The following is a 25,835-nucleotide window of genomic DNA, read 5'->3' as shown; positions in this document are numbered from 1 at the left end:
TAAGGTTGCAATGAAGACAGTTTCCGTTCTGGGCAGTACGGGCAGCATCGGCTGCTCCACGGTAGACTTGCTGCTGCAGGCGCCCGGGCAGTTCAGCACCGGCGCGCTGGTGGGCGGGCGCAATGTGGCCAGGCTGGCCGAGCAGGCCCGCGCTCTGGGCGCGCGCCGCGCGGTCATTGCCGATGAAACCCTGCTGCCGGAACTGGAAACCCTGCTGGCGGGCACGGGCATCGAAACCGCTGGCGGCCGCAGGGCCGTGATCGAGGCGGCAAGCCTGCCGGTTGACTGGACCATGGCGGCCATTACGGGCGCAATCGGCCTGGAACCCACGCTGGCGGCGGTGAAGAACGGCAATGCCGTGGCCCTTGCCAACAAGGAGGCGCTGGTCTGTGCGGGCGATGTCATGCTCAAGGCCGTGGCCGATGCAGGGGCAACGCTGCTGCCGGTCGATTCCGAGCATAACGCCGTGTTCCAGTCCATGGCCGACAAGCAGGCCGATGAGGTCGAGCAGATCATCCTCACCGCATCGGGCGGCCCGTTCCGCCGCGCCACGCTTGAGGAAATGGAAAAGGCCCCGCTTGAAGCCGCACTCAAGCACCCGACCTGGACCATGGGGGCCAAGATCACCATCGATTCCGCCACCATGTTCAACAAGGGGCTGGAACTGATCGAGGCCGCGCGCCTGTTCAACGTGACCGAGGACAAACTCGGCGTGGTCGTGCACCCGCAATCCGTGGTGCATGGCATGGTGCAGTATACCGATGGCTCCATCGTCGCCCAGCTTGGCTCGGCCGACATGCGCATTCCCATCGCCCACACGCTGGCCTGGCCCCGGCGCATGCCCACCAACTCGCCCCGGCTCGACCTTGCGGCGCTGGCGCGGCTTGATTTTGAGGCGCCTGATGAAGTCCGCTTCCCCGCGCTGCGCCTTGCGCGCGAATCCCTGCGCGTGGGCGGCGCCATGCCGGCCATCCTGTCAGGGGCGAATGAAATTGCGGTCGAGGCCTTCCTCAAGCGCGAAATCGGCTTTCTTGATATTGCCCGCATCGTCGAGGACGTGATGCAGTCCATCGGGCCGCAGCGCGCGGATACGCTGGAGGAAGTCCTGCACTGGGATGGCGAGGCCCGCCGTGTCGCCCGCCTGCGCACCGCTGCCCGCGCGGCTTGATGTGATTGTGGATGGTCACGGCGGCCATCGGGGGATAGCTTAGCATTCATGCATGATCTGATCCGGACCCTTCTGGCGTTCTCCCTTGTGTTGGGAGTGCTGGTCTTCATCCACGAACTTGGTCACTATCTCGCCGCGCGCTGGCGTGGCGTGCATGTCGAGGTATTTTCGATCGGTTTTGGCCGCCCGCTGCTGCGCTGGCATGACAGCGTGGGCACGGAATGGCGGCTGTGCCCGGTGCCGCTGGGCGGCTTCGTGCGCCCGCATGGATTCGAAGGCCCGGAAGACGCGACCGAGGAGCAGAAGGCCGCATGGCAGCCCGGCCGCACCTTCCATGACAAGCCGGTGGGCTCGCGGGCCATCGTGATCCTGGCGGGGCCGGTTTTCAATTTCCTGCTCGCCATCGTGCTGTTTACCGGCCTGTTCGCCACCGCAGGCCAGATCCGCGTGCTCACGCAGGTCGATGCGGTGACGCCGGGTGGCCCGGCGGCCGTGGCCGGGGTGGAAAAGGGCGACGTGATCACGCGCGTGGGCGACCATGCGGTGCGTGACGTGACCGACCTGCGCAATTTCGTGGGCGGCCAGGCGGGCGTGGACACCACGCTGGGCATTCACCGCAATGGCGGCGACACCACGCTGCCCGTCCATATCGGCAGCGTTACGGAAAAGGGCGGCACGCCGCACGGCCAGATTGGCGTGGCCTTCGCGGTTGAAATGGGCAAGCCGCAATCCCTGCCGCGCGCGTTTGTCTCGGCGGTGAAGGAGACGTGGGACGTCTCGGTCCAGACGCTTGACGGGCTGTGGCAGATGATTACGGGCAAGCACAGCACCAAGGATCTGGGCGGCCCGCTGCGCATTGCCCAGATGTCGGGGCAGGTGGCGCAGTACGGGGTGGCAAGCCTCGTTTCCTTCATGGCGCTGCTGTCGATCAACCTCGGGCTGATCAACCTGTTCCCGGTGCCGATTCTTGATGGCGGGCGGCTGGTATTTTATATTTTTGAGGCTATTCTGGGGCGACCGGTCTCGCGCCGGGTGCAGGAAGTCAGCTTTCAGGTTGGCTTCGCCCTCATTGCCGGGCTGTTCCTGTTTTCGACATTTAACGATCTGTCACATTTTGGGCTGTTTCAGTGGCTCGCCTCGCGCGCTGGACACGGGTAAGGTGCACTGAGTGATACAAGTGCTTGCACAGTGTGGTGTATATCGGATAGGTGCGCCACCAAGGCTGATACATGACAGGAAGGGAGCCGGCCCTCCATCCGGTCTTAATGCATGGCTGATCCGCATGCCGAGTGGTGAGGAATAGCGATATTGTCGAGTAAACGTTCAGCGCTGCTTGCGTCTGTCTGCGTTGTGCCGCTGTTCTGGACCGCTGGCGCCCACGCACAGGATGAAGCGGCACAGAACACGCCATTCGGCGGAGAGACGGCGCCAGGCGGCGGGGAAGATGCGCAGGCCCCGCAGGTCGAGGCGATCAGGCCCCCCCCGCTGGAGGACCCGATCGAGGCGGTTGACATCAAGGGCAACAGCCGGATCGAGACCAGCACCATCCTGTCCTACATGGTCGTGCAGCCCGGTGACCGGTTCAATCAGGATCTGCTCGACCGTTCGCTCAAGACACTCTACGCCACCGGCCTGTTCCATGATGTAACGCTCAAGCGCGTGGGTAACGTGCTCGAGGTGCATGTGGTCGAGAATCCGATCGTCAACCGCATCGTGTTCGAGGGCAATCACGCCGCCAAGGACGAGGACCTGACCAAGGTCATCTCGCTGCGCCCGCGCGCGGTCTACTCGCCGCAGGGCATCTCGGCCGACCGCCAGAAGATCCTGGGCGTCTATGCCGAGAAGGCGCGTTACGCCGCCACCGTCACCCCCCAGATCATCCGGCTCGCGCATAACCGGGTGGATGTGATCTTCCATATCAACGAAGCGCAGAAGACCCTGATCAAGAAGGTCACGTTCGTTGGCAACAGGTCGTTCAGCAGCGCGCAGCTCGCGGGCGTCGTTTCCTCGAAGGAGACGGCGTGGTACCGCTTCTTTGCCTCAAGCGACCAGTACAACCCCGAGCGCATCAAATATGATGCCGAACTGCTGCATCGTTTCTACCTGAAGAACGGCTTTGTCGATTTCCAGATCAAGAACGCCACGGGCGAACTCTCGCCCGACCGCAAGAGCTTCTACATCACCTATACGATGGAGGAAGGCCCGCGCTACCGCCTGAACAAGATGAGCGTGCAGTCCTCGCTGCGGCATGTCTCGGCGGATTCGATGAAGAAGTACATCTCGCTCTTCCATGGGCAGTGGTACGATGGCAGCGCGATCCAGCATAACGCCACCAACATGCAGGAAATGCTGCAGGGCAAGGGTTATCCCTTCGCCATGGTGCACCCCGAGATCGCGCGCAACCCCGAAAAGCGCACCGTCAACCTGCTGTTCGACATCAGCGAAGGGCCGCGGATGTATGTCGAGCGCATCGACATCAACGGCAACACCATTACCGAGGACAAGGTGATCCGCCGCCAGCTGCCCATGGCCGAAGGCGATCCGTACACCCCGCTCGACCGCAAATATTCCAAGATGATTCTGGAAGACCTCGGCTTCTTCAAGACCGTCTCGATCGACCAGACCCCGGGTTCCGCGCCGGACAAGGTCAACATCTCGGCCGATGTGGTGGAAAAGCCCACCGGCGAGTTCTCGCTTGGTGGCGGTTACTCGACCGACGCCGGCGTGCTCGGCAACCTTGGCCTCAAGCAGCATAACCTGCTCGGCACCGGCATCGATGCCGGCTTTACCGGCACGGCCGCGTATTACGAAGACCAGGCCGACATCTCGCTGACCGACCCGTATTTCCTCAACCGCAACCTCGTGGCCGGTATCGACATCTTCGGCATGCAGAACCATTACATGACCTATCAGAGCTATTCTGAAGGCCGGTATGGCATCACGCTGCGGATGGGTTATTCCTACAACAACCACCTGTCGCAGTCGTGGAACTATACGCTGACCGACCGGCAGGTGGACGATACATGGTCGGATTCATCATACTACGTGCATGATCAGTCCGGCTGGTCGCTGCTGTCGCAGCTGAGCACCACACTGACATACGATACACGCGACCGGCGGCAGCAGCCGCATAAAGGTTTCGTGGTACGTGTGGGTGGTGACTTCGCGGGTATCGGCGGCAACGAGCGCTACCTGCGTGGCAAGATCGATGCTGCCTACTACATTCCGCTCGACAGCATCATGGGCAACCATGAGTGGACCGTCAGCTTCCGTGGTGGCGCGGGCGACATCATGAACTGGGGCGGCGGTCGCAGCGACATCATCGATAACTTCTACCTTGGTGGTAACTCGCTGCGCGGCTTCATGGATGGTGGCGTCGGGCCGCGAAGCTACGCCATTCCCGCGCGTGACGGCAACCCGATGCATTCGCAGCAGGACTTCCTTGGTGGCCGGTTCATGTATACGGCCTCGGCGCAGGTGGATTTCCCCATTCCGTTCGCCTCGGCCATGGGCATCAAGGGGCGTTACTTCGTGGATATGGGTGGCCTTGATGGCCTGCGCGTGCGCCGCCGCTACACTTCCATGAAGGACTGGCCGAAATATACGCCGGTCTATGACGATACGCTGACGCCTGTTGTCTCGACAGGCGTGGGCATTGCGTGGAAGAGTCCGTTCGGTCTCGTGAATATCGATCTGGGTGTTCCCCTGCACAAGGGAACCAATGACAGGACCCAGCTGCTCCGCTTCGGCTTCGGCCAACAATTCTGAGGTGATAATGTTGCGTAAATCCGGCATCCGTCTGCTTGCCGCAACCGCTCTGCTCGGGTGGGGATATCAGGCCGTATCGAGCGCCCATGCGCAGGGAGCCGGCGGCAATGCCGGTTGGTTCGTGCCCAAGGCCGCGCAGCCCGCGGCCCATGCCCCCCAGCATGAGGCGGCGCCCCCCATGCCGCTCGCCGCCGCCCCGTCCGATACCGAGGAAGCGCAGTCCCAGAATCCGCCGATCCTGCCGCTGCCGCCCGTGCCCAAGGCGCCTGACGTGCCCAAGAGCGCACCGCCGCCCGCGCCCGTTATTGGCGTGATCAGCGTGCCGGAAGTGATGCGCCTGTCGAGTGCGGCCCAGCAGGCCGAGCGCGTGCTCGGCGCCCGGCGCGATGACCTTGCCCGTGAGGCGCAGAAAGAGCAGGCAGGCTGGCGCGATGAACAGCAGAAGCTGCAGGGCCAGGCGAAGACCATGTCATCCGACCAGATCCAGGCCCAGGAGCGCAAGCTGCAGGAGCGGGTCATGGCAGCGCAGAAGGATTTCCGCAACCGCAACCGCGTGATCCAGGAGGCGGCCCAGGTGGCGTTGGGCCAGATCGAGCGTGAACTGGTCCAGATCATTCGCCAGGTGGCCGCCAGCCGCAGCATGAACCTCGTCCTGCACCGTGAGCAGGTGGCCCTGAGCCAGGAGCCGCTTGACATCACGCAGCAGGTGGCGACCCAGCTCAACGCGGTGCTGCCCACCGTCTTCATCCCCGCAGCCGATGCCGACCCCGAAGTGCTGGCCAAATCGGGCACCATGCCCACCACGGCCGATGCCGACAGGCCTGCTACCGCCCCGGCGGCCGCTGCGCCCGCCAAGCATTAAGGTCCGTTTCATGACAGTGACGCCGGACAACATACCGGGCGATCCACGCTTCTTTGTCACGCAGGGGCCTTTCGGTCTGGCTGATCTGGCCCGGTGCAGCGGGGCCGAGCTGCGCGCAGCGAAGGAGGGGGACGGGACATGCCGGTTTACCGGCATAGCGCCCCTGCAATCTGCCACGCGCGCGCAGGTCAGCTTTCTTGATAACCGCCGTTACCTGCCCCTGCTTGAAGGCACGGGCGCGGGCGCAGTGATCGTGGCCCCCGCCTTTGCCGACAAGGTGCCCGCGCATGCGGCGGCCCTCGTGTCGCGCGCGCCGTACCAGGCATGGGCGCGCATCGCCACCCTGTTCTATCCCGCGCCGCCGGTGACCCCCGGCATTCACCCCAGCGCCGTGATCGGCACGGGCTGCGAGATCGATCCCACCGCCGCCATTGGCGCGTTTGCCGTGCTGGGCGAGCGGGTGCGCGTGGGGGCGGGGGTTGATATCGGCACCCATGCCAGCATTGGCGCGGGTGTCGAGATCGGCGCGCGTTGCCGCATTGGCGCGCATGTCGCCATCTCGCACGCGCTGCTGGGCGAGCGGGTGACCCTGCTGCCCGGCGCGCGCATCGGGCAGGACGGGTTCGGCTTTGCCGTAACGCCCGAGGGTTTCGAGAACGTGCCGCAGCTTGGCCGTGTCATCCTGGAAGACGGGGTGGAGATCGGCGCCAATTCCACGGTGGATCGCGGGTCGATCCGTGATACCGTGATCGGCGCGGGCTCGCGCCTCGACAATCTGGTGCAGATTGGCCATAATGCGCGGCTGGGGCGCTGTTGTATCGTGGTGTCCCAGGCAGGGATTTCCGGTTCCACCGAACTGGGTGATTTCGTGACCGTCGCGGCGCAGGCCGGGCTGATCGGGCACATCAAGATCGGTGCCAAGGCCCGGATCGGGGCGCAGTGTGGTGTCATGTCCGATGTGGATGCCGGGGCCGATGTGATCGGCAGTCCGGCGATGCCTTTCCGGGAATTCTTCCGGAACGTGGCCTTTCTGCGTCGCATGGCCAGGAAAACGACGCAGGATGGCGGCGGGGAAAAGGCCGACAGGGCCTGATCGCCAGACGTCATCAGATATTCAACCGGTAGGAGGCGCCTGGCCCGTCTGGTGGCAGGTTTTCCCTTCCTTACCGAACAAGTGGTTGGACGACGTGGATAAAGAAGTAGAGGCACTGCCAGCGGACGCCAAGCCCGCGACCCTGGAATCGATTGACATCATGCGGATCATGGAAGCGATTCCCCATCGCTATCCGTTCCTGCTGATTGACCGCATGGTCGATATCGTGCTCGGGCAGTCGGCGGTTGGCATCAAGAATGTCACGGTCAACGAGCCGCATTTCCAGGGGCATTTTCCTGCCCGCCCCGTCATGCCGGGCGTGCTCATCATCGAGGCGATGGCCCAGACGGCGGCAACCCTCGTGGTGCTGACGCTCGGCCAGGCCTTTGAGGGCAAGCTGGTCTATTTCATGACCATCGACGGCGCGAAGTTCCGCCGCCCCGTGGGCCCGGGCGACCAGCTGCACATTCATGTGGAGAAGGAACGCAGCCGCGCCAATGTCTGGAAGTTCAAGGGCGTTGCGCGCGTTGATGGCGTGTCCGTTGCCGAGGCGACATTCAGCGCCATGATCATGGGGTAATCCCGCAGGGAACGGGCCGCAGCGCGGCCCAAGGTTTGTGAAGCCACAGTTACTTGCGGGGATGGAGGCTATTCTGGCAGGAAGTTCATCTAACGGTACCCAACTGGATGAACGGCGTGACAAAGCGCCTGAAATCCATCCGTCATCCATTGTTTCCAGCCGGGCGCGCATTGGCAGCGGGGTCCGGATCGGGCCGTGGTGCACGGTCGGGCCTGATGTCGAGATTGGCGATAATGCCGAACTGATCTCGCATGTGGTGGTTGATGGCCATACCACGCTGGGCGCGGGGGTCGTGTGCTACCCGTTCACCACCGTGGGCATGGCGCCGCAGGACCTGAAATACAGGGGCGAGCCGACCGCGTGCGTGGTGGGGCCCCGCACCATCATCCGTGAAAACGTGACCATTCACCGCGGCACGGCCACTGGCACGGGCGTCACCCGCATCGGGCCGGACTGCCTGATCATGGCCAACTCGCATGTGGCGCATGACTGCACGCTCGGGCGTGGGGTGATCATCGTCAATAACGTGGTCATGGGCGGCCATGTCACGATTGGCGATGATGCCCGCATCATGGGGGCGGCAGCGCTGCACCAGTTCGTGCGCATCGGCCACGCGGCCCTTGTGGGCGGCGTGTGTGGCGTGGAGGCTGACGTGATCCCGTATGGCAGCGTGCTGGGCAACCGGGCGCGGCTGGTGGGGCTGCACTGGATCTGGCTGCGGCGCAACGGCGTGCAGCCCGATGAGATCCGGCGTATGCGCCAGGCCTTCCGCGGTCTGTACCCCAAGGCGGCGCATGCTACCGGCACCGTGTTCCAGACCCGGCTCGAGCAGGTGCGCAAGACCTATGGCGATGATGCGCGCGTGGTTGAAATTCTCGATTTTATCGCAGCTCCCAGCCATCGCGGGCTTGTGCGCGTGCAAAGCGGCGACATGATCGAGAGCGATGGCGCCTGAGCGGGAAGCCGCTCGGCCTGCGGGGCGGTGTGTCGGCATCCTTGCCGGTGGCGGCCCGTTGCCCGGCCAGGTGGCCCGTGCGGTAACGCAGGCCGGGGGGCAGGTTTTTATTGTGGGCTTTCAGGGGTTTGCCGAGCCGGATGTGATCGGCCCCTGGCCTCACCGCATGATCCGCCTTGCCGCGGCAGGTGAAATCCTGTCCGCCCTGCATGAACATGGCTGCCGCGACTTGGTGCTGATTGGCCCGGTGCGGCGGCCCTCCCTTGTCAACCTACGGCCTGATGCCACGGGTGCGCGCATTCTCGCGCGCATCGGCAAGGCCCTTTTCGCGGGTGATGACGGCCTGCTGGGCGCCATCGTGCGCGTGCTGGGCGAGGAAGGTTTCACCATTCGCGGCGCGCATGAATATCTTGCCGGTTCCGTGGCCCGTCAGGGCGCGATGGGGCGTCATGCACCTGATAAAGCCGCCCTGGCCGATATGGAACTTGGCCGCCGAGTGGTGCGCCAGCTGGGCGCGCTTGATATCGGGCAGGGCTGCGTGGTGCAGGGTGGGCTGGTGCTGGCGGTCGAGGCGCTGGAAGGTACCGACCGCATGCTCGAGCGCGTGGGCGCGTTGCGGCAACCCGACCGGCCGGGCGGCGTTCTGGTCAAAATGGCCAAGCCCGACCAGGAGCGCCGCGCCGACCTGCCCACCATCGGGCCGCGCACGGTAGCGGGGGCTGCGGCAGCGGGGCTGCGCGGCATTGCCATCGAGGTCGGGGCCACGCTGATGACCGATCCCGCTGCGTGCATTGCCATGGCGGATGAGGCCGGACTGTTCCTCGCTGGATTTGCAGGCGGGGACGCAAGAACAACCTGAAGGGACAGACACCAGTGGGAACCTACCTCCATACCATGGTGCGCGTGCGCGACCTCGAGGCAAGCCTTGCCTTCTACCACCTGCTGGGCATGCAGGAGCTGCGGCGCAAGGTGGTGCCGGAAGGCAAATACACTCTTGTATTCATTGGCTATGGCGACAATGTCGCAGGCCAGGCCGAAATCGAGCTGACCTATAACTGGGGCGTTGATGACGGCTATGACGTGGGCACCGGCTTTGGCCATTTCGCGTTGGGCGTGCCGGATGTGAAGGCGCTGGTGGAGAAGGTGCGCGCCGGTGGCGGCAAGGTCACGCGCGAGCCGGGGCCGGTCAAATTCGGCACGACCTTCATCGCCTTTGTGGAAGACCCGGATGGCTACAAGATCGAACTGATCGAAAAGCCCCACGCCTGATTACGGTCAGGGCTGGCGCGCGGGCAAAAGGCGGCGCATGGCGCTGAGTTCCTTCGTGGTGGCCTCGAGGGCTGCAATAATGTCGCGCGCGGCGGCCCGGGTGCGCTCATCCTTGCTCAGGGCCAGCGAATCCGCCCGCAGCATGGCAGGCGAGAGGTGGCCACGAATGTCGTGGATATGCCGCCTGAGCGCTTCGGTCATGGAAGTGGCGGAGTCGGGGGAGGGGCTGGACATGGAAATCATCCGGTTCGGGCTCAAAGGGCGGGCAGCATTGACGTTGCCCGAAAGCGGCAGTATAAGGCGCCGCTCGGGTCGTGCGCATGGTGCGGGGCCTGATGGAATTTATTCCGTAACCTGTCTGTCATTGTCAATCTGGGAGTGCCGTTGTGAAGCGCACGTATCAACCCTCGAAGCTGGTCCGCAAGCGTCGCCACGGCTTCCGTTCGCGTATGGAAACCGTTGGTGGCCGCAAGATTGTTGCAAACCGTCGCAGCAAGGGCCGCAAGCGTCTTTCTGCCTGAGGCAGGTGACGTCTTTACGTTACGGGCCTTCAGGGGCCTGCAACGATGAATGTCTCTACAAAGGGGCGGCTTGAAGTGGCCGATCAGTCCACGCGTCTTAAAAAACGCGCCGAGTTCCTGCGGGTCGCGGCCAGGGGGCGCAAGGCTCCCATGCCGGGGCTGGTGCTGCAGGCGCTTGAACGCGGTGATGCGGATGCCGCCCGCTTTGGTTTTACCGTTACCAAAAAAGTAGGTAATTCCGTCGTGCGTAACCGCGTGCGGCGGCGCCTGCGCGAGGTGGTGCGGATTCTGGGTCGCGAGCAGGCGCTTGAGGGCGTCGATATCGTGGTCATAGGCCGTTCTGGCACGCGGGGGCGGCGGTTCGAGTCGCTTCTGGCCGATTACCGCAAGGCCCTGAGCAAGGCCGGGGTGAAGGAAGGATCGTGAGCACGTCTTCCATCAGCCTGCCTGCCCATGTGCTGCGCGCGATGATTCGCGCCTATCAACTGGTGATCCGCCCCATCTGGGGCGCGCATTGCCGTTTCTCCCCTTCATGCAGTCATTATGCGCGTGACGCGATTGCCCTTCATGGGGCAGGGCGTGGCAGCGTGCTGGCCGGGTGGCGCATCCTGCGCTGCAACCCGTGGAACGCGGGCGGTCACGACCCTGTTCCGGGCACGGCCTGCGGCTGTGGCATGCAAAACAGTAAAAGTCTGGCGGGTCGCTGATGGATATCAAGCGTTTTATGGTGGCAACGGCACTGTCTGCCGTAGTGCTGGTCGGTTTCGAGTATTTCCTGCCACAGCAGAACCATAAGACGGTCGAGCAGCAGGCTCCCGCGCCAGCACCGGCGCCTGCTCCTGCCGCAGCCGATGCTGCTGCCACCCCTGCGGCTGACCAGGCGGCAAAGCCCGACGCGCCCGATCCGCGGGTCACGATTGATGCTGGCCGGGTGGCTGGCTCGCTTGACCTGCGTGGCGCGCGGCTCGATGACCTCGTGCTCAAGAATTACCATGAAACCGTCAAGGACGGCAGCCCGCTGGTGCGCGTGCTCGCGCCGCGTGGCGGTGAGCAGCCCAATCTTGTCGAAGTCGGCTGGACCAACATCAGCGGCGGTCAGGTGCGCGTGCCCGACGCCAATACGGTCTGGACCGCCGACCACGACAGGCTGACCGAGGCCCAGCCCGTGACCCTGAGCTGGGATAACGGCCAGGGCCAGGTGTTCCAGATCGCCATCGCCATTGACCCCAACTACATGTTCACGGTCACGCAGAAGGTGGTCAATCACGGGAGCGATGGGGTGTCACTCTATCCGTTCTCTCGTGTGGAGCGTGGCTATACCCCGGTCGAGACGGGCGGCTACCTGGTGCATGAGGGGCCGATCTCGGTCATTGACCACCGGCTTGATGAAAGCTCCTACAAGTCGCTGCGCAAGGGAGCCGTGCCGCCGGGCAACATCGCGTGGTCCAAGTCCGGCCAGGGTGGCTGGGCCGGCATTACCGACAAATACTGGCTGTCTGCCGTGATTCCGCAGCAGGATAGCGATGTCGCGGCCAATTACGCCTTCCTCTCGCAGGGCGGGGACAAGGGCATCTATGATGTCGGCTTTACCGCGCGCGCGCCGCTGGTTGTGGCGGCAGGCGGCGAGGCCAGCACCGAGAGCCATGTCTTTGCCGGCGCGAAGGAAGTGCCGCTGCTGGAGAAATACGAATCCAGCCTGCATATCCCCGATTTCTGGAAAGCGGTTGATTTCGGCTGGTTTGCGTTCCTCACGCGCCCCATTTTCACGGTGCTGGACTGGCTGAACACCATGCTGGGCAATTTTGGCCTCGCGCTGATGGCGTTCACCCTGCTGGTCAAGGCGCTGTTCTTCCCGCTGGCCACCAAGCAGTTCCATTCCATGGGCAAGATGCGCCAGCTCCAGCCCAAGATCAAAGCCCTGCGCGAGCGCTATAAAGACGACCAGATGGCGCTCAACCAGCAGATGATCGGGCTGTACAAGCAGGAAGGCGTGAACCCCGCCAGCGGCTGCCTGCCCATGCTGTTGCAGATCCCCGTGTTCTGGTGCCTGTACAAGGACCTGTACGTGACCATCGAGATGCGTCACGCGCCGTTCTTTGGCTGGATCCATGACCTCTCGGCCTTTGACCCGACAAACCTGTTCACCCTGTTCGGGCTGATCCCGTGGGATCCCTCGGTCATCTCGCCCATGCTCCAGCTTGGCCTGTGGCCGATGGCGTTCGGGCTGACCATGTTCATCCAGCAGAAGCTGAACCCGGCCCCTTCGGTTGATCCGGCGCAGCAGAAGATGTTCCAGTTCATGCCGATCATCTTCACCTTCTTCATGGCGCGCCAGCCCGCTGGCCTCGTGATCTATTATTGCTGGAACAACCTGCTGACCATGCTGCAGCAGACCGTGATCCAGCGCCGCATGAACACCAAGGCCGCCGCAGCAGCGACCGGCCAGGCCAAGCTGCCGGCCGGGAAGAAATGACCGCAGGGACCAACATGGTGGATTTCTCGACCCCAGCCCGCACGCCAGAGGAAATGGAACGCGACCGTGAGACCGGTCGCGTGCTGTTTGCCGGTGAATTCAACTTCGTGTTTGGCGCGCAGAAGCTTGGGCAGCTGCCCGACCCGATCCTGCCCGAGATCGCGTTTGCCGGCCGCTCCAACGTGGGTAAGTCCAGCCTCATCAACGCGCTGACCGGGCGCAGGGCGCTGGCGCGCGCCTCGTCCGAGCCGGGGCGGACCAAGCAGCTCAACTTCTTTGAACTTGCCGACCGCCTCACGCTCGTTGACATGCCGGGCTACGGCTTTGCCAAGGCGGCGAAGGCGGTGAAGGAAGACTGGCAGGGCATGATGTTCTCCTACCTGCGTGGCAGGCCCACGCTGCGCCGCGTGGTGCTGCTGCTTGACAGCCGGGTGGAACTCAAGGCCAGCGACGAAGAGATCATGAAGATGCTGGACCGCGCGGCCGTGACCTTTCAGGTCGTGCTGACCAAGTGCGATGTGCCAAAGCCGCCCGCGCTCGCAGCCAAGCTGCGCGAAGTGGGTGAGATCGTGCGCGCGCATGCCGCCGCCTTCCCCGATGTGCTGGCCACGAGCAGCACGACCGGAACCGGGATCGAGGAACTGCGGGCCGAACTCGCCCGCCTGGCCAACCCGGTCTAGGCCGCATGCGGGCCCGCCCCCGTGATGTGGCGGGGCAATGGATATGAAGCAGTCAGGAGCGAAGGGACCGTTCGGATGACAGGAACAGGATCGGCTGATCAGGACGCACAGGCACGCGCCGAGGTTCTGGCCAGGGCGCTGCCTTATCTGCGGCGCTATGCGGGTGATACGGTCGTGGTGAAATATGGCGGCAGCGCGATGGTTGACACCACGCTGTCCACCGCGTTCGGCCATGATATCGCCCTGCTCAAGCAGGTGGGCGTCAACCCTGTGGTGGTGCATGGCGGTGGCCCGCAGATCAGCGCCATGCTCAAGCGCCTGCAGATCGAATCCTCCTTCATCGACGGCCTTCGCGTGACCGATGCCGCCATGATCGACGTGATCGAGATGGTGCTCGGCGGCAAGGTGAACAAGCAGGTGGCGGGCCTCATCAACCGCGCTGGCGCGCTGGCGGTCGGCATTTCGGGGCTGGATGGCGGGCTGATCACCGCGCGCAGGCTCATCCGCCGCGCGCGGGAAAACGGCGTTGAAACCGATCGCCTGCTCGACCTTGGCTTCGTGGGCGAGCCCGAGCGCATCGACCCGCGCGTGATCTATGCGCTGTCAGGCTCGGGGCTGATTCCGGTCATTGCGCCAATTGGCAGCAGTGCGAATGGCGAGACCTACAACATCAATGCCGATACCGCTGCCGGCGCCATCGCGGGCGCGGTCAATGCCAGCCGCCTGCTGATGCTGACCGACGTGCCGGGCGTGCTTGATGGTAATGGCAAACTGATCCCCGAACTCACGGCCGAGGACGCCCGCAAGGGCATTGCCAGCGGCATGATCTCGGGCGGGATGATTCCCAAGGTGGAAACCTGCCTCGAGGCCGTCCGCGCCGGCGCCAAGGCCGCCGTCATTCTCGATGGCCGGGTGCAGCATGCCTGCCTGCTCGAACTCTTTACCGAAGCCGGGCCCGGAACCCTCATTCGCAGCGCATGATGCGCAGTGCCACGCGGGCTGGCGGGGCAGGGGAGTGCGTTGACATTCCCCCTGATCCTCCGCATGGTCCGCGGGCAGATTAATACAGGTTTGCGGCCATGACAGGCCGGGAAAACCAGCCCAGACAGGATTTTGCCGATATGACCGATACATCCCTCCAGAGCCAGATCGAGGCCCTGTGGGAGCGTCGCGAGACGCTGTCCACCGCCACGACCGGCGCCGACCGTGATGCCGTTGAAGCCGCCCTTCTGGCGCTGGATTCGGGCAAGCTGCGCGTGGCCACGCCGGGCGCTGGCGGCTGGGTGGTGAATGAATGGCTCAAGAAGGCGGTGCTGCTGTCCTTCCGCCTCAATGATAACCGCCTGGTTGAGGGCGGCGGCGCGGGCGCGCCGAGCTATGACAAGGTGCCGCTGAAGTTTGCTGGCTGGGATCAGGCCGCCTTCGCTGCCGCCGGTTTCCGTGCGGTTCCCGGTTCGATCGTGCGCCGCTCGGCCTTCATCGCGCCGGGCGTGGTGCTCATGCCCAGCTTCGTCAATGCCGGTGCGTATGTTGATAGCGGCACCATGGTCGATACGTGGGTGACGATCGGCAGCTGCGCGCAGATTGGCAAGAACTGCCACATCAGTGGCGGCGTGGGCATTGGCGGCGTGCTCGAGCCGCTGCAGGCGGCGCCCGTCATCATCGAGGATGGCTGCTTCATCGGCGCGCGTTCGGAAGTGGCCGAGGGTGTCGTGGTCGAGCGCGGCAGCGTGCTGTCCATGGGCGTGTTCCTTGGCGCGTCCACCAAGATCGTGGATCGCGCCACGGGCGAGGTCTTCATGGGGCGCGTCCCTGCTTACTCGGTGGTGGTGCCCGGCACCCTGCCGCCGCGCCAGGCCACCTCGACCGATGGCAAGCCGCTGCCGTCTCTGGATTGCGCCGTGATCGTCAAGCGCGTGGACGAGCGCACCCGCTCCAAGACCTCGATCAACGAGCTGCTGCGCGGCTGATCGGCAACGGAGGCACAACCTGATGGCGGATGATGGAATGGCTGGTCCGGAACAGGACCCCGGTGGCGTTGTGGCGCTGGCGCGCGCACTGATCCGCTGCCCTTCCGTCACGCCTGATAATGGCTGTGCCCTCAACGCGCTGGCCGCCGTGCTCGAGGGCATCGGCTTCAGCGTGACCCTGCTGCCCTTTGGCGAGGGGGCCGCCCGCACGCCCAACCTGTTCGCCCGCCTTGGCACGGGGCACCCGCATCTGTGCTTTGCGGGCCATACGGATGTGGTGCCGGTGGGTGATGCCACCTGGGCACATGACCCGTTTGGCGGCGAAATACACGACGGCATCCTGTTCGGCCGTGGCGCATGCGACATGAAGGGGGGCATAGCCGCCTTCGTCGCCGCCGTGCGCCTGTACCTGCAAAAGACGCCAAGGCTCCAGGGCACGATCAGCCTGCTGATTACGGGCGATGAGGAAGGCCCTGCCACCAACGGCACCGTGCGTGTGCTGGAATGGATGCAGGCCAACGGGCAGATCCCCGATTTCTGCGTGGTGGGCGAGCCCACCAATCCGGGCGGGATGGGCGAGGTCATCAAGATCGGGCGGCGTGGCAGCCTGAACGCCTGCATTACCGTGCATGGCGCGCAGGGGCATGTGGCCTACCCGCACCGGGCGGATAACCCCATTCACCGGCTGCTCCCCCTGCTTGGCGAACTGACGGCGGCCCCGCTTGACGCGGGCAGCGAGTGGTTCGAGCCCTCAAGCCTGCAGGTCACCAGCCTTGACGTGGGCAATACGGCAACCAATGTCATACCGGCACGCGCGCAGGCGCGACTCAACATCCGCTTCAACGACCTGCATACCGGTGCGGACCTTGCAGGCTGGATCCGCACGGTGGTGGCCCGGCACGCGCCCAAGGCGGATGTGGCGATTGCCATCAGCGGGGAATCCTTCCTGACCACGCCCGATGCCCCGGTCGAGGCCCTGCGCCGGGCCGTGCGCGCGGTAACGGGCCATGTGCCGAAGCTGGATACCGGGGGCGGCACGTCTGATGCCCGTTTCATCAGCCGCTACTGCCCGGTGGCCGAATTCGGCCTTGTCGGGGCCAGCATGCACAAGGTGGATGAGCATGTGGCACTGGCCGACCTGAAGCAGCTGACGGCGATCTATTCTGGTTTTCTTGAAAAGGTAATGGGCTAATGTCCGATCGCGGCCCCTCTCAGACCCCGAACGCATCAGGGTTTGGCGGTATTCTCAAAGGCATGATGCTGCTGGGACGGGGTCGCGCGGAGGGAATCGTCTATTTTGGCAATACGCGCGATTCCGTGCTCGCGGCCCTCGCCCCCCGGCTGGCGATGTGGCTGGTGCTCGGCGGCCTGACGCTGGGTGCTGCCCCGCAGGCCATCAGTGGTGTCAAGGTGCTGTTCGCGCTGTGCCTGATCCTGCTGCCTGCGGTCGTGACCAACGCACTGGCCCGCCACTGGAAGCGTGAAGGGCTGTGGATGCGCTATATCACCGCGACATGGTGGACGGACTGGGTCACCCTGTTTGTCGGCCTCGTGGTGGCGCTGCTCATGGCGCTGGCCTCGCCCAAGCTGCTGCAATCAGCGATGGGGGCGGGCATTCTCAACGGCGTTGAGTTTGGCTACAGCCTGTGGCTGACCTGGTACGTCGCCCGCGTGGGGCTGCTGCTGCGGCGCGGGCAGGCGGTATTGCTGGTGGTGGCCATTCTGGGCAGCCTCGGGCTGCTGGTTGCCGCGACGGGGCTGCTTTCTCCCCACCAGCGGGCATGGCATGATTTTTTCTACCCGCTCATGGTCCAGCAGGCGCAGCCGCATCAAGGTACTGTCTGAAAAGTCAGGCCCGGTAATATCCTGGAAAATATAAAAGCTTTGGGTGCCGCCTTTTTTCAAAAAGGCGGCGTTCTTTGAAGCTTTCTTATGATTGCCGGCTGTTTCCTGAGCTAACTTTTCAGACAGTCTCCTGAAACCGGGCTTTACCGGCTGAAGGGATTGTCCTCATAGCTCACCGCCGTCAGGCACAGCCCGTCTGGCGGGGCGGTGGGGCCTGCGGCGCGGCGGTCGCGGGCGGCAAGGGCCTCGGCCACCCGTTCCGGCTCCCAGCGGCCTTCCCCCACCATCTTCAGGGTGCCGACCATGTTGCGCACCTGATGGTGCAGGAAGGAACGGGCCGCGGTTTCAACCACCACGTATTCACCCTCGCGGCGTACATCGAGCCGCTCGAGCGAGCGCACGGGGCTGCGCGCCTGGCAGGCCGAGGCACGGAAGGACGTGAAATCATGCCGCCCGAGCAGGCAACTGCCCGCACGCTGCATGATGTCCACATCCAGCGGGGCCTTGATGTGCCAGACCCGCCCTTCATCAAGCGCAGGGCGTGATGAACGGTTGAGGATACGGTAGCGATAGGCGCGCGCGCAGGCGGAAAAGCGGGCATTCCAGTGCGGCAGCACCGGGCGCGCCATGAGCACCACGACGGGGTGGGGCTTCATGTAGAAATTCAGCCCGTCGCGCACCGTGGCACTCGACAGCGTGACATCGGCGGGAAAATCAAGATGCGCGACCTGTCCCGCAGCATGCACGCCCGCATCGGTGCGGCCTGCCGTGATGCTGCGCACCGTGCGGCCGCCGGTCAGGTTGCGCGCGGCGCCTTCCAGCAGTCCCTGCACGGATACGAGATCCTCCGCCGACTGGCGCTGCCAGCCCACAAGGCCCCGTCCGTCATATTCGAGCAGCACGGCCCAGCGGCAGACGGAAGGCGGGGCAATGTCATCAGGGCGGATGGTGGGAATGGCGGGGAGCGGGGGCGTGGTCTCGGTCATTGGTGGGTCACGCCCCGCCCAGCCGTGTGCCAGCGGCCACGGCCTGCCCGCGCAGGAAGTCGGCGGCCTCCATCATGCCCCGGCCGGGGCGTTGCAGGCGCGTAATGCGCAGGGTCGTGCCCCCGCCGCATGCCACGCGCAGTGTGTCATCCACCACCGTGCCGGGTGTTGCCTGCGCGTTGCCCTGCGCCACGCCTGCGGCCCCGATCTTGATCACCTGCCCGTCCAGCGTGGTGAACGTGCCCGGCCAGGGGGTCAGCGCGCGCACCTGCCGGTCGATTTCAGCGGCAGGACGGGTCCAGTCAATGCGGCCGTCCTCGCGGCTCAGGCGCTGCACATAGGTCACGCCGGTTTCAGGCTGGGGGGTGCCGGGGTGGGGTGGCTGCGCCAGCACGTCCACGATCAGGCGGCCGCCCATGGCGGCAAGGTCATCATGGAGCGTGGTGGCCGTGGTGTGGTCGGTCAGCGCCACATGGTCGCGCAGCAGCATGGCCCCGGTGTCCAGCCCGGCATCCATCTGCATGATGGTCACGCCGCTTTCGCTGTCGCCGGCCAGGATGGCGGCCTGTATGGGTGCTGCCCCGCGCCAGCGCGGCAGCAGGCTGGCATGGATGTTCAGGCAGCCGCGCGCGGGCGCATCGAGCATCTCGACAGGCAGGATCAGCCCGTAGGCCGCGACCACGGCGGCATCGAGCTTCAGGTCACGGAAATGGGCATGTTCTTCCGCATTGCGCCGCAGCGAGAGCGGGGTACGCACGGGAATGCCCAGTCCATCAGCGGCAAGATGCACCGGCGAGGGGCGCAGCTTTTTGCCACGGCCCGCAGGCCGGGGGGGCTGGCTATAGACGGTAACGATGTCATGCCCGGCCTGATGCAGGGCGCGCAGGGCGGGCACTGCAAAATCGGGCGTGCCCATGAAGGCCAGTCGCATGTGGTGTGGGTCCGTTCTGTCTGGGCCGGAACCCTTGGCGTGACAGGTCGGGTTCCGGCGGCGGCGGTGATCCGCGCTACGCACTCAGTGCTTGAGGCGCTGTTCCTTGGCCAGGCGGCGCATGATCATGTTGCGCTTGAGGGTGGAGAGATGATCGACGAACAGGATGCCCTCAAGGTGGTCGATCTCGTGCTGCAGGCAGGTGGCCAGCAGGCCGTTGGCCTCGAGTTCGTGCTTCTTGCCCTCCATGTCCTGGTAGCGCACGCGCACGGCCTCGGGGCGGATGACCTCGGCATACTGGTTGGGCAGCGACAGGCAGCCTTCCTCGCGCACGGCCATGTCCTCGGTCTCGGCAATCACCTCGGGGTTGATCAGCACGAGCGGGTTGCGGGCCTCGCCCTTGTCGGACACGTCCACAATGGCAAAGCGCATGCCAAGCCCCACCTGGGGTGCCGCCAGCCCGATGCCGGGGGCTGCGTACATGGCGGCGAACATACGGGGGATGGTGGTGCGCAGGTCGCCCATGTCCTCGGGGCGGACAAGGCGGGTTTTCTGGCGCAGGACCGCCTGGGGCGCGACCAGGATCGGCATGGGGGTCGCCTGAGCGATGACATCATGATCAATCATAGATCGCCATTTAGCGTTTCCGCCCGCGTGATGCCAGTGGTGATGCACTCAAAATGCACCGGCGCGGTACGGTCTGCTCCCTTGTGCATTTCTATTATTCTCCCATATCGTAGGGGAACGGAGGGCGGATGCCGTTTCGGGTCCGCTTTTTCCGTTTCCTGTCTCGCTCACAGCAGAGGAGGCCGATTTGTCGGGAAGAGTTTTCGGGTCGCCCATGTTCCTTGGGTTCGACCATCTGGAGCAGATGCTTGAACGGGCATCAAAGAATGCATCGGACGGGTATCCGCCCTACAACATAGAGCAGGTGAGCCCCACCACGCTGCGCATTACGCTCGCGGTGGCGGGGTTCGTGATGGAAGACCTGCACATAACGCAGGAAGACAACCAGCTTGTCATACGTGGCCGCCAGAGCGACGACGGGCAGGGGCGTATTTTCCTGCATCGTGGCATTGCGGCGCGGCAGTTCCAGAAGGCGTTCGTGCTGGCCGAGGGAATCGAGGTTGGCGGCGCGTGGATGGATAACGGGCTGCTGCATATCGAACTCGCCCGCCCGCAGCCGGAAGTACGTGTGCGCAAGATCGAGATCGCCCGCGCCCCGCGGGTCAGCCCGCCCGCCTCGCATGATCGTGTTGCGCCGGTGGTTGATGTGCCCGCCGGGCGCAAGCAACGTGTTGTCAGGGTGATTGACGAGGACTGACCCGCGCAATCAGGGGTTCCCCGTTGCGATGCGGAGACGAAGGGTGATGGAGACCCTTCATGATGCAGGAGATGACGCCATGAGAGTTACGACACGCAATGGCCGGGTGCTGCTGCAAGGCGAACCGGCACAGCAGCCCACAACCAGCCCCCACATGATCAGCACGGGCGAACTGCGCGGGCTGGGCATGGAAGCGGTGGCCTATATCCGCGCAGTGCAGGTTGAGGGCGAGGATGCCTTCGCCATCCATGCCGCTGATGGCACACCCCTTGCGGTCGCCGAGGACCGCGATGATGCGGTCAATGCCATCATCCAGCACGACATGATGCTGGTACCGCTGCACTAGCACCTGGTGCATGCTCCCTAAACAGATGGCCCTGCTCCCCTCTTTGGGGGCAGGGCCATTTTGCGTTGGGGGGGCAGGCCCGCAGGGGGCCTGCCAAGGAGGATCAGTTGGGGCGCAGCGAGGGGTCGAGCCAGCCGATATTGCCGTCAGGGCGGCGATAGAGCACGTTTATCGTCTCGGTCTTGCTGTTGCGGAAGAGCTGGATCTGGCTGTCGGCCAGGTCAAGCCGCATTACCGCCTCGCTCACGCTCAGGGTCGGGATCTCGGTCGGGTGCTCGGCAATGATGGTGGCGTAGGGGCCGGTTGCGGGCAGCGCGCTGTCCTCGTCCTCGCTCGTTACGTCATCTTCCGAGGTGGAAAGGGCGGGCATGCCGGGCCGCAGGATATAGCCGCGCCCGACTTCGGGCACCTGCTGGCGGGCTTTCTGGTGGCCATGCTTGGTGGCCTTGCGGTGGTAGCGGCGCAGGCGGCTTGCAATATGCTCGGCGGCATCATCAAAGGCCGAATGGGCATCGGCGGCCTCGCCTTCGCCGCGCAGGGTCAGCCCGCGCGTGGCATGGAGGTTGATGTCGCATGTAAAGAACGAACGCGCGCGGCTGAAGGTGACGCGGGCTTCCATGGCCTGTCCGAAATATTTTTCCGATATGCGGTCCAGATGGGCGCTTACCCTGTGTTTCAGGGCATCGGACAGGGCGATCTGCTTTCCGGCGACACTGATATGCATAAGGGGCAACTCCTTACATGGTCGTAACGCGGTGGCTTACGGGCAGAAGGAATACGTGCTTTGAGCGAATGGCTATGAATTTAAGGGGACGATCCTTCCCGTAAGGCCTGCGTGCGTGTGGCTGCTGCGTCGTGCCCGTGGGGCACATGACAGCGAACGGATGTATTTGGGCATGGTTGCCCCCTCGCTGTCCATGCTTTCCTTGCATGCGGGAGCAGTGCTTTTTTTTGCGCCTGCCCCTTGCGTAAAGCGTAACGGATACAGGGGTGGCCTGACGGACGGATGAGAGCCGTTCTGGGTGAGGCTTTTTTCAAAAAGCTTCGGTCAAAACGCCGCCTTTTGAAAACAGGCGGCGCCCGGAAACTTTCATCAATGTGTTTAAAGGGTGAATTTCTCGCCCAGATAGACGCGGCGCACGTCCTCGTTGGCCACGATTTCCTCCGGCCGCCCCTCGGTCAGCACCTGCCCGCTATGCATGATGTAGGCGCGGTCGATCACTTCCAGCGTCTCGCGCACGTTGTGGTCGGTAATCAGCACGCCAATGCCACGGTCCTTGAGATGGGCCACGAGGTCGCGGATCTCGCCCACCGCGATGGGGTCGATGCCGGCCAGCGGCTCATCAAGCAGGATGTAGTGCGGCTGGCTGGCCAGCGCGCGGGCGATTTCAAGCCGCCGCCGCTCCCCGCCCGAAAGCGCGAGCGAGGAGGAATGCCGCAGCCTTGTGATGCCGAACTCGCCCAGCAGCCCGTCAAGCATGGTCTGGCGGCGGTCGGGGTCGGGTTCCACGATCTCGAGGGCGGCCATGATGTTCTGCTCGACATTGAGCCCGCGGAAGATGCTCGACTCCTGCGGCAGGTAGCCAATGCCCATGCGCGCGCGGCGGTACATCGGCAGTTGCGTGATGTCCGCGCCATCGAGCGTGATGGTGCCCATGTCGGGCCGCACCAGCCCCACGATCATGTAGAAGCTGGTGGTCTTGCCCGCGCCGTTGGGGCCGAGCAGGGCCACGGCCTCGCCACGCTGCACCTGCAGCGACACGTCACGCACCACCTGCCGCTTCTTGTAGCTCTTGCCAATGCCGCTGGCGATCAGCCCGGCCGAGGGCGCGGGAATGGGCAGTTCCGTGGGGTCGGGGCTGTCGGTCGGGGGGGTCATGTTCATTTGCCTTGTGCCTTGCCACCTTTGCCTGCCTGGTTGGGAATGACCAGGCCACTCACGCGCGAGCCGGGGTTGTCGGTCAGGGTCGAGATATCGGTATGCAGGTTCACGATGGCCGACGTGCCGCTGACCTGATTTTCCCCACGGGTGATATGCACGTTGCCCACCAGTCGGGCAATGCCCGTATCCGGCACGTACACGCCGCGATCCCCGGTTATGGTCTCGGTGCGGGTGCGGATGATGATGTGGCCGAACGCATCGACATGGTCCATCGTGCCCGCGCCGGGCGAGGGCTTGTCATCCGCCGCCGCGTCCTCCGGCGTGGTGGCGTCGTCGGGCAGCGGGTTCTTGCCGTTGGGGTGGGTCTGGCGCCATTCCTTGCGCTTGTTGCTGCGCTCGGGCTTGGGCTTGTCGTAGCCCACCAGCACGTCGGCACGGATCTGGCGGCCATCATTTGTGGTCATGGTGGCGTTGCCGCGCGCGACCGACATGTGCTCGTGCGAATGATATTCCAGTACGTCGCGCGCGGTCAGGATATCCTGCGGCGCGGTCATCTTCAGGTGTTCGCCGGTCATGACCAGGATGGCCTGATCGACGTCATACACGGCATGGTCGCCCCAGGCCTGGTCATTGAGGTTGAAGGCATGCACGTGGCCAATCGCCTCAAGGCGGTAGACCTCGCTCGACCCGCCGGATGAACCGCCATCGCCCGCCGTGCCGCCGCCGGTGCCATCGCCCTGCCCATTGCCCTGGGCCGTGCCCGCGGGGCCGTTGGCCGGGCCATTGCCGGGTGCGCCGATGGGGTCGGGCCGGTCAGGAATGGGCAGGTCCTGCGGCAGCACGTCGGATGGGGTGGCGAGGTTCGTATCCACGTCCGGGTCGCTGGCGGCGGCCGTGGCGTCGGGCGTACTGGCAGGCGCTGGCGTGCTGGTGGCGCCAGCGGGGGCGGGCGTGTCATCCACGATATGGGGCCTGCGCGTCTCGGGCGGAGGGGCGACGCCAAGATGGGCGGCCAGCGGCGCGTCGGGGCCGGGCGGCTTGCCTGCGGCCTGCGCGCCCGGTGTCGCGGCCGTATTCGTGCCGGGCGTGGCCTGTCCCGGCGCGGGGGTGGTGGCGGCCTTCTTGCGGTAGAAGGCGATGAGCTTGTCGGCGCGCACGGTCACGTCGCCACGGATGGCCTGGGCGCGGTCATAGGCGGTGACGGTCTGCGCGTTCTGGTCCCAGTCGAAGCCGCCTGCTGCGGTGACATTGATCTGCTGACCATGCGACATGTCGAGCCCCTGCGCCATGGCGGGGGTGGCTGCCACCAGTCCGAGCAGGACGCCGCCAAGCGGCAGGTGAGGGAAGAGGCGCGCCATCAGTTCGATCTTTCCGCTGCATTGAGGATCATGCGGCCCGGACCGCGAAACAGCATGATGCCACCGCGTGTATCCACCATGCCGCCGCGCGCGTCGAGCACGCCCACCGGGCCTTCGGCATGGACCCAGCTGTCGGTTACGATGATGTTGTGGCGCATGTCGACATCGGCGGTGGGGCTGAGCATGAGGGTTCCGTCATTGCGATAGAGGGTGACGTCACGCGTCAGGTCCAGCAGCTGGGTGTGCTGCATATACACGCCGTCGCGCGCGGTCACATACAGCCAGTTGCCGTTATCGGTCAGGGTGTCGGCTGCGGGGTTGCTCAGGTCGATGCGCTCGGGGTCGACCTGGCGGGCCTCGTCGGCGGTGATCATGTAGGGGCGGCCATGTTCGTCCAGCCCGCGATAGGTGGGGTTGAGCATGCTGCCGCTTTTAACGCGCACGCGGCTCATCTGCGCCATGGTGCCGGTATGCATGATCACGGCGCGCTCGACGGCGGGCCATGCGGCGATCGAGCCCAGCAGCACGAGGGCAAGCAGCGGCAGCATCCACTTGGCCGAGCGCATGATGGCCTGCCGGCGGGCCTGGTCGGCCGCATTGGGCAGCAGGCGCGTGCGCGCGCCCTGGTCGAATATGCTGCGCTGGCGCTCGATATCGGCGGCGCTGCGGGCATAATCCTCGCGCTGGATGGTGTTGGGATCGGTGTTGTCGTCCCTGTCCTCGGGGCGGTCGGTCATGCAATGCCCGCGCGCAGCAGGTCGTGAAGGTGAAGGATGCCCACCGCGTGCCCCCCTTCATCAAGGGCGAAAATGCTCGAGATCGGGCGCGGGCGGTCGTTCATGACCCGCAGCGCCTCGGCGGCCAGCAGGTCGGGGCCGATGGTCTGGGGCGTGGGGTTCATGATGTCAGCGGCAAGGGTGTGGTCGAGGTCGCGGCCCAGGGCCAGGCGCAGGTCGTGGTCGGTAATCAGGCCGAGCAGGCGGCCATGTGCATCCACCACGCCCATGCAGCCAAAAGCCTTGCGGGTCATCTCCACGATCACGCGGCGCAGTTCCATGTCAGGCGGGCCAAGGGGCATGCTCTCGCCTGCATGCATCAGTTCGCACACCCGGCGCAGCCTCGTGCCCAGCCGCCCGCCGGGGTGGAAGATGCCAAAGTCACTGGCGCTGAAGCCCCGGCGCTGGAGCAGCACGATGGCCAGCGCATCGCCCAGCGCAAGCTGCATGGTGGAGCTGGTGGTTGGCGCGAGGCCAATGGGGCAGGCCTCGGGCGCATGGGGCAGCAGCAGCACGATATCGGCCGCCTGCGCCAGCGTTGAGCCCGCGCGCGCGGTCATGGCGATGAGCAGCAGCCCGAAGCGGCGGGCATGCGAGATGATGTCGGCCATTTCCGCCGTCTCGCCGGAATTGGATATGGCCAGCACCGCATCGCCCTTCTGCAGCATGCCCAGGTCGCCGTGCGAGGCCTCGGCCGGATGCACGAAAATGGCGGGCGTGCCGGTCGAGGCAAGGGTGGCCTGGATCTTGCGCCCGATATGGCCCGACTTGCCCATACCGGTCACCACCACGCGCCGGTTGCCCGACCAGATGCCTTCGACCGCCGCGATGAAGGCCGCCCCCAGCCCGCCATCGCCCTCTTCCATTGCAGCGATCATGGCCTGCAGCCCGGCGGATTCGGCGCGCAGCACGGCACGGGCCTCACCCAGCATGCGCGCGTGCTGGGCCGTGTCATCGCCCGTGGTGGCGGAGGGAGGGGAAGGGGGGCTGCTATTCATGCACGATCTGTATCGGTCTGAATGGGTTCCCGGTCAAACCGGGCATGGGC

29 protein-coding genes are annotated in these 25,835 nt (G+C 65.0%); 20 read left to right on the top strand and 9 right to left on the bottom strand.

Features of this window, described 5'->3' with window-relative positions; translation table 11 throughout:
- Positions 1-10: 10 nt before the first annotated feature.
- The 9 genes from dxr to gloA all read left to right on the top strand — a co-directional run bounded on the left by dxr (position 11) and on the right by gloA (position 9,695).
- Positions 11-1,168, top strand: a complete 1,158-nt coding sequence (dxr, locus tag OQZ28_RS08870) for a 1-deoxy-D-xylulose-5-phosphate reductoisomerase (RefSeq protein WP_458135858.1) — start codon at positions 11-13, stop codon at positions 1,166-1,168.
- Positions 1,169-1,216: 48 nt separating this feature from the next.
- Positions 1,217-2,326: an RIP metalloprotease RseP gene (gene rseP, locus OQZ28_RS08865; RefSeq protein ID WP_130730085.1), complete on the top strand. Its 1,110-nt coding sequence runs from the start codon at positions 1,217-1,219 to the stop codon at positions 2,324-2,326.
- A gap of 192 nt (positions 2,327-2,518) precedes the next feature.
- Entirely contained in the window at positions 2,519-4,936 is a 2,418-nt protein-coding gene (gene bamA, locus OQZ28_RS08860) for an outer membrane protein assembly factor BamA (protein ID WP_130730239.1), read from the top strand.
- A 7-nt stretch (positions 4,937-4,943) separates the two neighbouring features.
- Positions 4,944-5,798 (top strand): OmpH family outer membrane protein, encoded by an 855-nt coding sequence (locus OQZ28_RS08855; RefSeq protein WP_458135857.1) that lies wholly within the window; start codon positions 4,944-4,946, stop codon positions 5,796-5,798.
- A gap of 10 nt (positions 5,799-5,808) precedes the next feature.
- The gene (gene lpxD, locus OQZ28_RS08850; protein ID WP_458135856.1) at positions 5,809-6,891 is read left to right on the top strand and encodes a UDP-3-O-(3-hydroxymyristoyl)glucosamine N-acyltransferase; all 1,083 of its coding nucleotides are present in this window, start codon (positions 5,809-5,811) and stop codon (positions 6,889-6,891) included.
- A 94-nt stretch (positions 6,892-6,985) separates the two neighbouring features.
- Positions 6,986-7,471 (top strand): 3-hydroxyacyl-ACP dehydratase FabZ, encoded by a 486-nt coding sequence (fabZ, locus tag OQZ28_RS08845; RefSeq protein WP_078528062.1) that lies wholly within the window; start codon positions 6,986-6,988, stop codon positions 7,469-7,471.
- Positions 7,472-7,574: 103 nt separating this feature from the next.
- A complete protein-coding gene (lpxA, locus tag OQZ28_RS08840) occupies positions 7,575-8,426 on the top strand; it encodes an acyl-ACP--UDP-N-acetylglucosamine O-acyltransferase (RefSeq protein ID WP_130730238.1) in 852 nt (283 codons plus the stop codon).
- Complete coding sequence (locus tag OQZ28_RS08835) at positions 8,416-9,285, top strand: LpxI family protein (RefSeq protein ID WP_458135855.1); 870 nt, start codon at positions 8,416-8,418, stop codon at positions 9,283-9,285. Before lpxA ends, OQZ28_RS08835 begins: the two co-directional genes overlap by 11 nt.
- A 14-nt stretch (positions 9,286-9,299) precedes the next feature.
- Complete coding sequence (gloA, locus tag OQZ28_RS08830; RefSeq protein ID WP_458135854.1) at positions 9,300-9,695, top strand: lactoylglutathione lyase; 396 nt, start codon at positions 9,300-9,302, stop codon at positions 9,693-9,695.
- Between the two features lie 6 nt (positions 9,696-9,701).
- Here gloA and OQZ28_RS08825 read toward each other — a convergent pair whose 3' ends face one another.
- On the bottom strand, positions 9,702-9,929 hold the full coding sequence (locus OQZ28_RS08825; protein WP_130730080.1) for a hypothetical protein: 228 nt from the start codon (positions 9,927-9,929) through the stop codon (positions 9,702-9,704).
- Positions 9,930-10,081: 152 nt separating this feature from the next.
- On the opposite strand from OQZ28_RS08825, the gene rpmH reads away from it, so the two are divergent.
- From rpmH to OQZ28_RS08780, 9 genes are all read left to right on the top strand, one after another.
- Positions 10,082-10,216, top strand: coding sequence for a 50S ribosomal protein L34 (rpmH, locus tag OQZ28_RS08820; protein ID WP_078526639.1), 135 nt, complete (start codon positions 10,082-10,084; stop codon positions 10,214-10,216).
- 75 nt (positions 10,217-10,291) lie between these two features.
- Positions 10,292-10,642, top strand: a complete 351-nt coding sequence (rnpA, locus tag OQZ28_RS08815) for a ribonuclease P protein component (RefSeq protein ID WP_130730237.1) — start codon at positions 10,292-10,294, stop codon at positions 10,640-10,642.
- Positions 10,639-10,923 (top strand): membrane protein insertion efficiency factor YidD, encoded by a 285-nt coding sequence (yidD, locus tag OQZ28_RS08810; RefSeq protein WP_110566655.1) that lies wholly within the window; start codon positions 10,639-10,641, stop codon positions 10,921-10,923. Before rnpA ends, yidD begins: the two co-directional genes overlap by 4 nt.
- Complete coding sequence (yidC, locus tag OQZ28_RS08805) at positions 10,923-12,689, top strand: membrane protein insertase YidC (RefSeq protein ID WP_458135853.1); 1,767 nt, start codon at positions 10,923-10,925, stop codon at positions 12,687-12,689. The genes yidD and yidC overlap by 1 nt, the downstream gene beginning before the upstream one ends.
- Positions 12,690-12,703: 14 nt before the next feature.
- A complete protein-coding gene (gene yihA / locus OQZ28_RS08800; protein WP_458135866.1) occupies positions 12,704-13,369 on the top strand; it encodes a ribosome biogenesis GTP-binding protein YihA/YsxC in 666 nt (221 codons plus the stop codon).
- A gap of 75 nt (positions 13,370-13,444) precedes the next feature.
- Complete coding sequence (gene argB, locus OQZ28_RS08795) at positions 13,445-14,350, top strand: acetylglutamate kinase (RefSeq protein WP_130730078.1); 906 nt, start codon at positions 13,445-13,447, stop codon at positions 14,348-14,350.
- 140 nt (positions 14,351-14,490) lie between these two features.
- A complete protein-coding gene (gene dapD, locus OQZ28_RS08790; RefSeq protein WP_130730077.1) occupies positions 14,491-15,339 on the top strand; it encodes a 2,3,4,5-tetrahydropyridine-2,6-dicarboxylate N-succinyltransferase in 849 nt (282 codons plus the stop codon).
- A gap of 37 nt (positions 15,340-15,376) precedes the next feature.
- Entirely contained in the window at positions 15,377-16,531 is a 1,155-nt protein-coding gene (gene dapE / locus OQZ28_RS08785; RefSeq protein ID WP_458135852.1) for a succinyl-diaminopimelate desuccinylase, read from the top strand.
- Positions 16,531-17,184 (top strand): hypothetical protein, encoded by a 654-nt coding sequence (locus tag OQZ28_RS08780; RefSeq protein ID WP_458135851.1) that lies wholly within the window; start codon positions 16,531-16,533, stop codon positions 17,182-17,184. Before dapE ends, OQZ28_RS08780 begins: the two co-directional genes overlap by 1 nt.
- Before the next feature lie 143 nt (positions 17,185-17,327).
- On the opposite strand, the gene truA is transcribed toward OQZ28_RS08780, so the two are convergent.
- The 3 genes from truA to def all read right to left on the bottom strand — a co-directional run bounded on the left by truA (position 17,328) and on the right by def (position 19,728).
- Positions 17,328-18,170, bottom strand: coding sequence for a tRNA pseudouridine(38-40) synthase TruA (gene truA / locus OQZ28_RS08775; protein ID WP_458135850.1), 843 nt, complete (start codon positions 18,168-18,170; stop codon positions 17,328-17,330).
- Between the two features lie 7 nt (positions 18,171-18,177).
- The gene (fmt, locus tag OQZ28_RS08770) at positions 18,178-19,101 is read right to left on the bottom strand and encodes a methionyl-tRNA formyltransferase (protein WP_458135849.1); all 924 of its coding nucleotides are present in this window, start codon (positions 19,099-19,101) and stop codon (positions 18,178-18,180) included.
- An 84-nt stretch (positions 19,102-19,185) separates the two neighbouring features.
- Positions 19,186-19,728: a peptide deformylase gene (gene def, locus OQZ28_RS08765; protein ID WP_458135848.1), complete on the bottom strand. Its 543-nt coding sequence runs from the start codon at positions 19,726-19,728 to the stop codon at positions 19,186-19,188.
- Positions 19,729-19,942: 214 nt separating this feature from the next.
- Between def and OQZ28_RS08760 the strand changes: the two genes are divergently transcribed.
- Both OQZ28_RS08760 and OQZ28_RS08755 read left to right on the top strand, forming a co-directional pair.
- Positions 19,943-20,425, top strand: coding sequence for an Hsp20 family protein (locus OQZ28_RS08760; RefSeq protein WP_130730233.1), 483 nt, complete (start codon positions 19,943-19,945; stop codon positions 20,423-20,425).
- Between the two features lie 79 nt (positions 20,426-20,504).
- The gene (locus OQZ28_RS08755; protein ID WP_458135847.1) at positions 20,505-20,771 is read left to right on the top strand and encodes a DUF1150 family protein; all 267 of its coding nucleotides are present in this window, start codon (positions 20,505-20,507) and stop codon (positions 20,769-20,771) included.
- 103 nt (positions 20,772-20,874) lie between these two features.
- On the opposite strand, the gene hpf is transcribed toward OQZ28_RS08755, so the two are convergent.
- From hpf to OQZ28_RS08730, 5 genes are all read right to left on the bottom strand, one after another.
- A complete protein-coding gene (gene hpf / locus OQZ28_RS08750) occupies positions 20,875-21,495 on the bottom strand; it encodes a ribosome hibernation-promoting factor, HPF/YfiA family (RefSeq protein ID WP_458135846.1) in 621 nt (206 codons plus the stop codon).
- Positions 21,496-21,873: 378 nt separating this feature from the next.
- A complete protein-coding gene (gene lptB, locus OQZ28_RS08745; protein ID WP_373320372.1) occupies positions 21,874-22,656 on the bottom strand; it encodes an LPS export ABC transporter ATP-binding protein in 783 nt (260 codons plus the stop codon).
- Positions 22,653-24,011, bottom strand: a complete 1,359-nt coding sequence (locus OQZ28_RS08740; RefSeq protein ID WP_458135845.1) for a hypothetical protein — start codon at positions 24,009-24,011, stop codon at positions 22,653-22,655. The genes lptB and OQZ28_RS08740 overlap by 4 nt, the downstream gene beginning before the upstream one ends.
- Positions 24,011-24,748: an LPS export ABC transporter periplasmic protein LptC gene (gene lptC / locus OQZ28_RS08735; protein ID WP_130730070.1), complete on the bottom strand. Its 738-nt coding sequence runs from the start codon at positions 24,746-24,748 to the stop codon at positions 24,011-24,013. Before lptC ends, OQZ28_RS08740 begins: the two co-directional genes overlap by 1 nt.
- Entirely contained in the window at positions 24,745-25,785 is a 1,041-nt protein-coding gene (locus OQZ28_RS08730) for a KpsF/GutQ family sugar-phosphate isomerase (protein ID WP_458135844.1), read from the bottom strand. Before OQZ28_RS08730 ends, lptC begins: the two co-directional genes overlap by 4 nt.
- Positions 25,786-25,835 lie beyond the last annotated feature (50 nt).

This window comes from Komagataeibacter sp. NFXK3, assembly GCF_054182245.1.
The sequence above is the reverse complement of the archived record's forward strand: the minus strand, read 5'-3'. Positions and strand labels throughout refer to the sequence as shown.

Bases quoted from the DNA above. Each gene is read 5' to 3' on its own strand.
- dxr (WP_458135858.1), top strand. From the start codon at position 11: ATGAAGACAGTTTCCGTTCTGGGCAGTACGGGCAGCATCGGCTGCTCC.
- rseP (WP_130730085.1), top strand. From the start codon at position 1,217: ATGCATGATCTGATCCGGACCCTTCTGGCGTTCTCCCTTGTGTTGGGA.
- OQZ28_RS08855 (WP_458135857.1), top strand. From the start codon at position 4,944: ATGTTGCGTAAATCCGGCATCCGTCTGCTTGCCGCAACCGCTCTGCTC.
- lpxD (WP_458135856.1), top strand. From the start codon at position 5,809: ATGACAGTGACGCCGGACAACATACCGGGCGATCCACGCTTCTTTGTC.
- OQZ28_RS08835 (WP_458135855.1), top strand. From the start codon at position 8,416: ATGGCGCCTGAGCGGGAAGCCGCTCGGCCTGCGGGGCGGTGTGTCGGC.
- OQZ28_RS08825 (WP_130730080.1), bottom strand. From the start codon at position 9,929: ATGTCCAGCCCCTCCCCCGACTCCGCCACTTCCATGACCGAAGCGCTC.
- yidC (WP_458135853.1), top strand. From the start codon at position 10,923: ATGGATATCAAGCGTTTTATGGTGGCAACGGCACTGTCTGCCGTAGTG.
- yihA (WP_458135866.1), top strand. From the start codon at position 12,704: ATGGTGGATTTCTCGACCCCAGCCCGCACGCCAGAGGAAATGGAACGC.
- argB (WP_130730078.1), top strand. From the start codon at position 13,445: ATGACAGGAACAGGATCGGCTGATCAGGACGCACAGGCACGCGCCGAG.
- dapD (WP_130730077.1), top strand. From the start codon at position 14,491: ATGACCGATACATCCCTCCAGAGCCAGATCGAGGCCCTGTGGGAGCGT.
- dapE (WP_458135852.1), top strand. From the start codon at position 15,377: ATGGCTGGTCCGGAACAGGACCCCGGTGGCGTTGTGGCGCTGGCGCGC.
- OQZ28_RS08780 (WP_458135851.1), top strand. From the start codon at position 16,531: ATGTCCGATCGCGGCCCCTCTCAGACCCCGAACGCATCAGGGTTTGGC.
- truA (WP_458135850.1), bottom strand. From the start codon at position 18,170: ATGACCGAGACCACGCCCCCGCTCCCCGCCATTCCCACCATCCGCCCT.
- fmt (WP_458135849.1), bottom strand. From the start codon at position 19,101: ATGCGACTGGCCTTCATGGGCACGCCCGATTTTGCAGTGCCCGCCCTG.
- def (WP_458135848.1), bottom strand. From the start codon at position 19,728: ATGATTGATCATGATGTCATCGCTCAGGCGACCCCCATGCCGATCCTG.
- OQZ28_RS08760 (WP_130730233.1), top strand. From the start codon at position 19,943: ATGTTCCTTGGGTTCGACCATCTGGAGCAGATGCTTGAACGGGCATCA.
- OQZ28_RS08755 (WP_458135847.1), top strand. From the start codon at position 20,505: ATGAGAGTTACGACACGCAATGGCCGGGTGCTGCTGCAAGGCGAACCG.
- hpf (WP_458135846.1), bottom strand. From the start codon at position 21,495: ATGCATATCAGTGTCGCCGGAAAGCAGATCGCCCTGTCCGATGCCCTG.
- lptB (WP_373320372.1), bottom strand. From the start codon at position 22,656: ATGAACATGACCCCCCCGACCGACAGCCCCGACCCCACGGAACTGCCC.
- OQZ28_RS08740 (WP_458135845.1), bottom strand. From the start codon at position 24,011: ATGGCGCGCCTCTTCCCTCACCTGCCGCTTGGCGGCGTCCTGCTCGGA.
- lptC (WP_130730070.1), bottom strand. From the start codon at position 24,748: ATGACCGACCGCCCCGAGGACAGGGACGACAACACCGATCCCAACACC.
- OQZ28_RS08730 (WP_458135844.1), bottom strand. From the start codon at position 25,785: ATGAATAGCAGCCCCCCTTCCCCTCCCTCCGCCACCACGGGCGATGAC.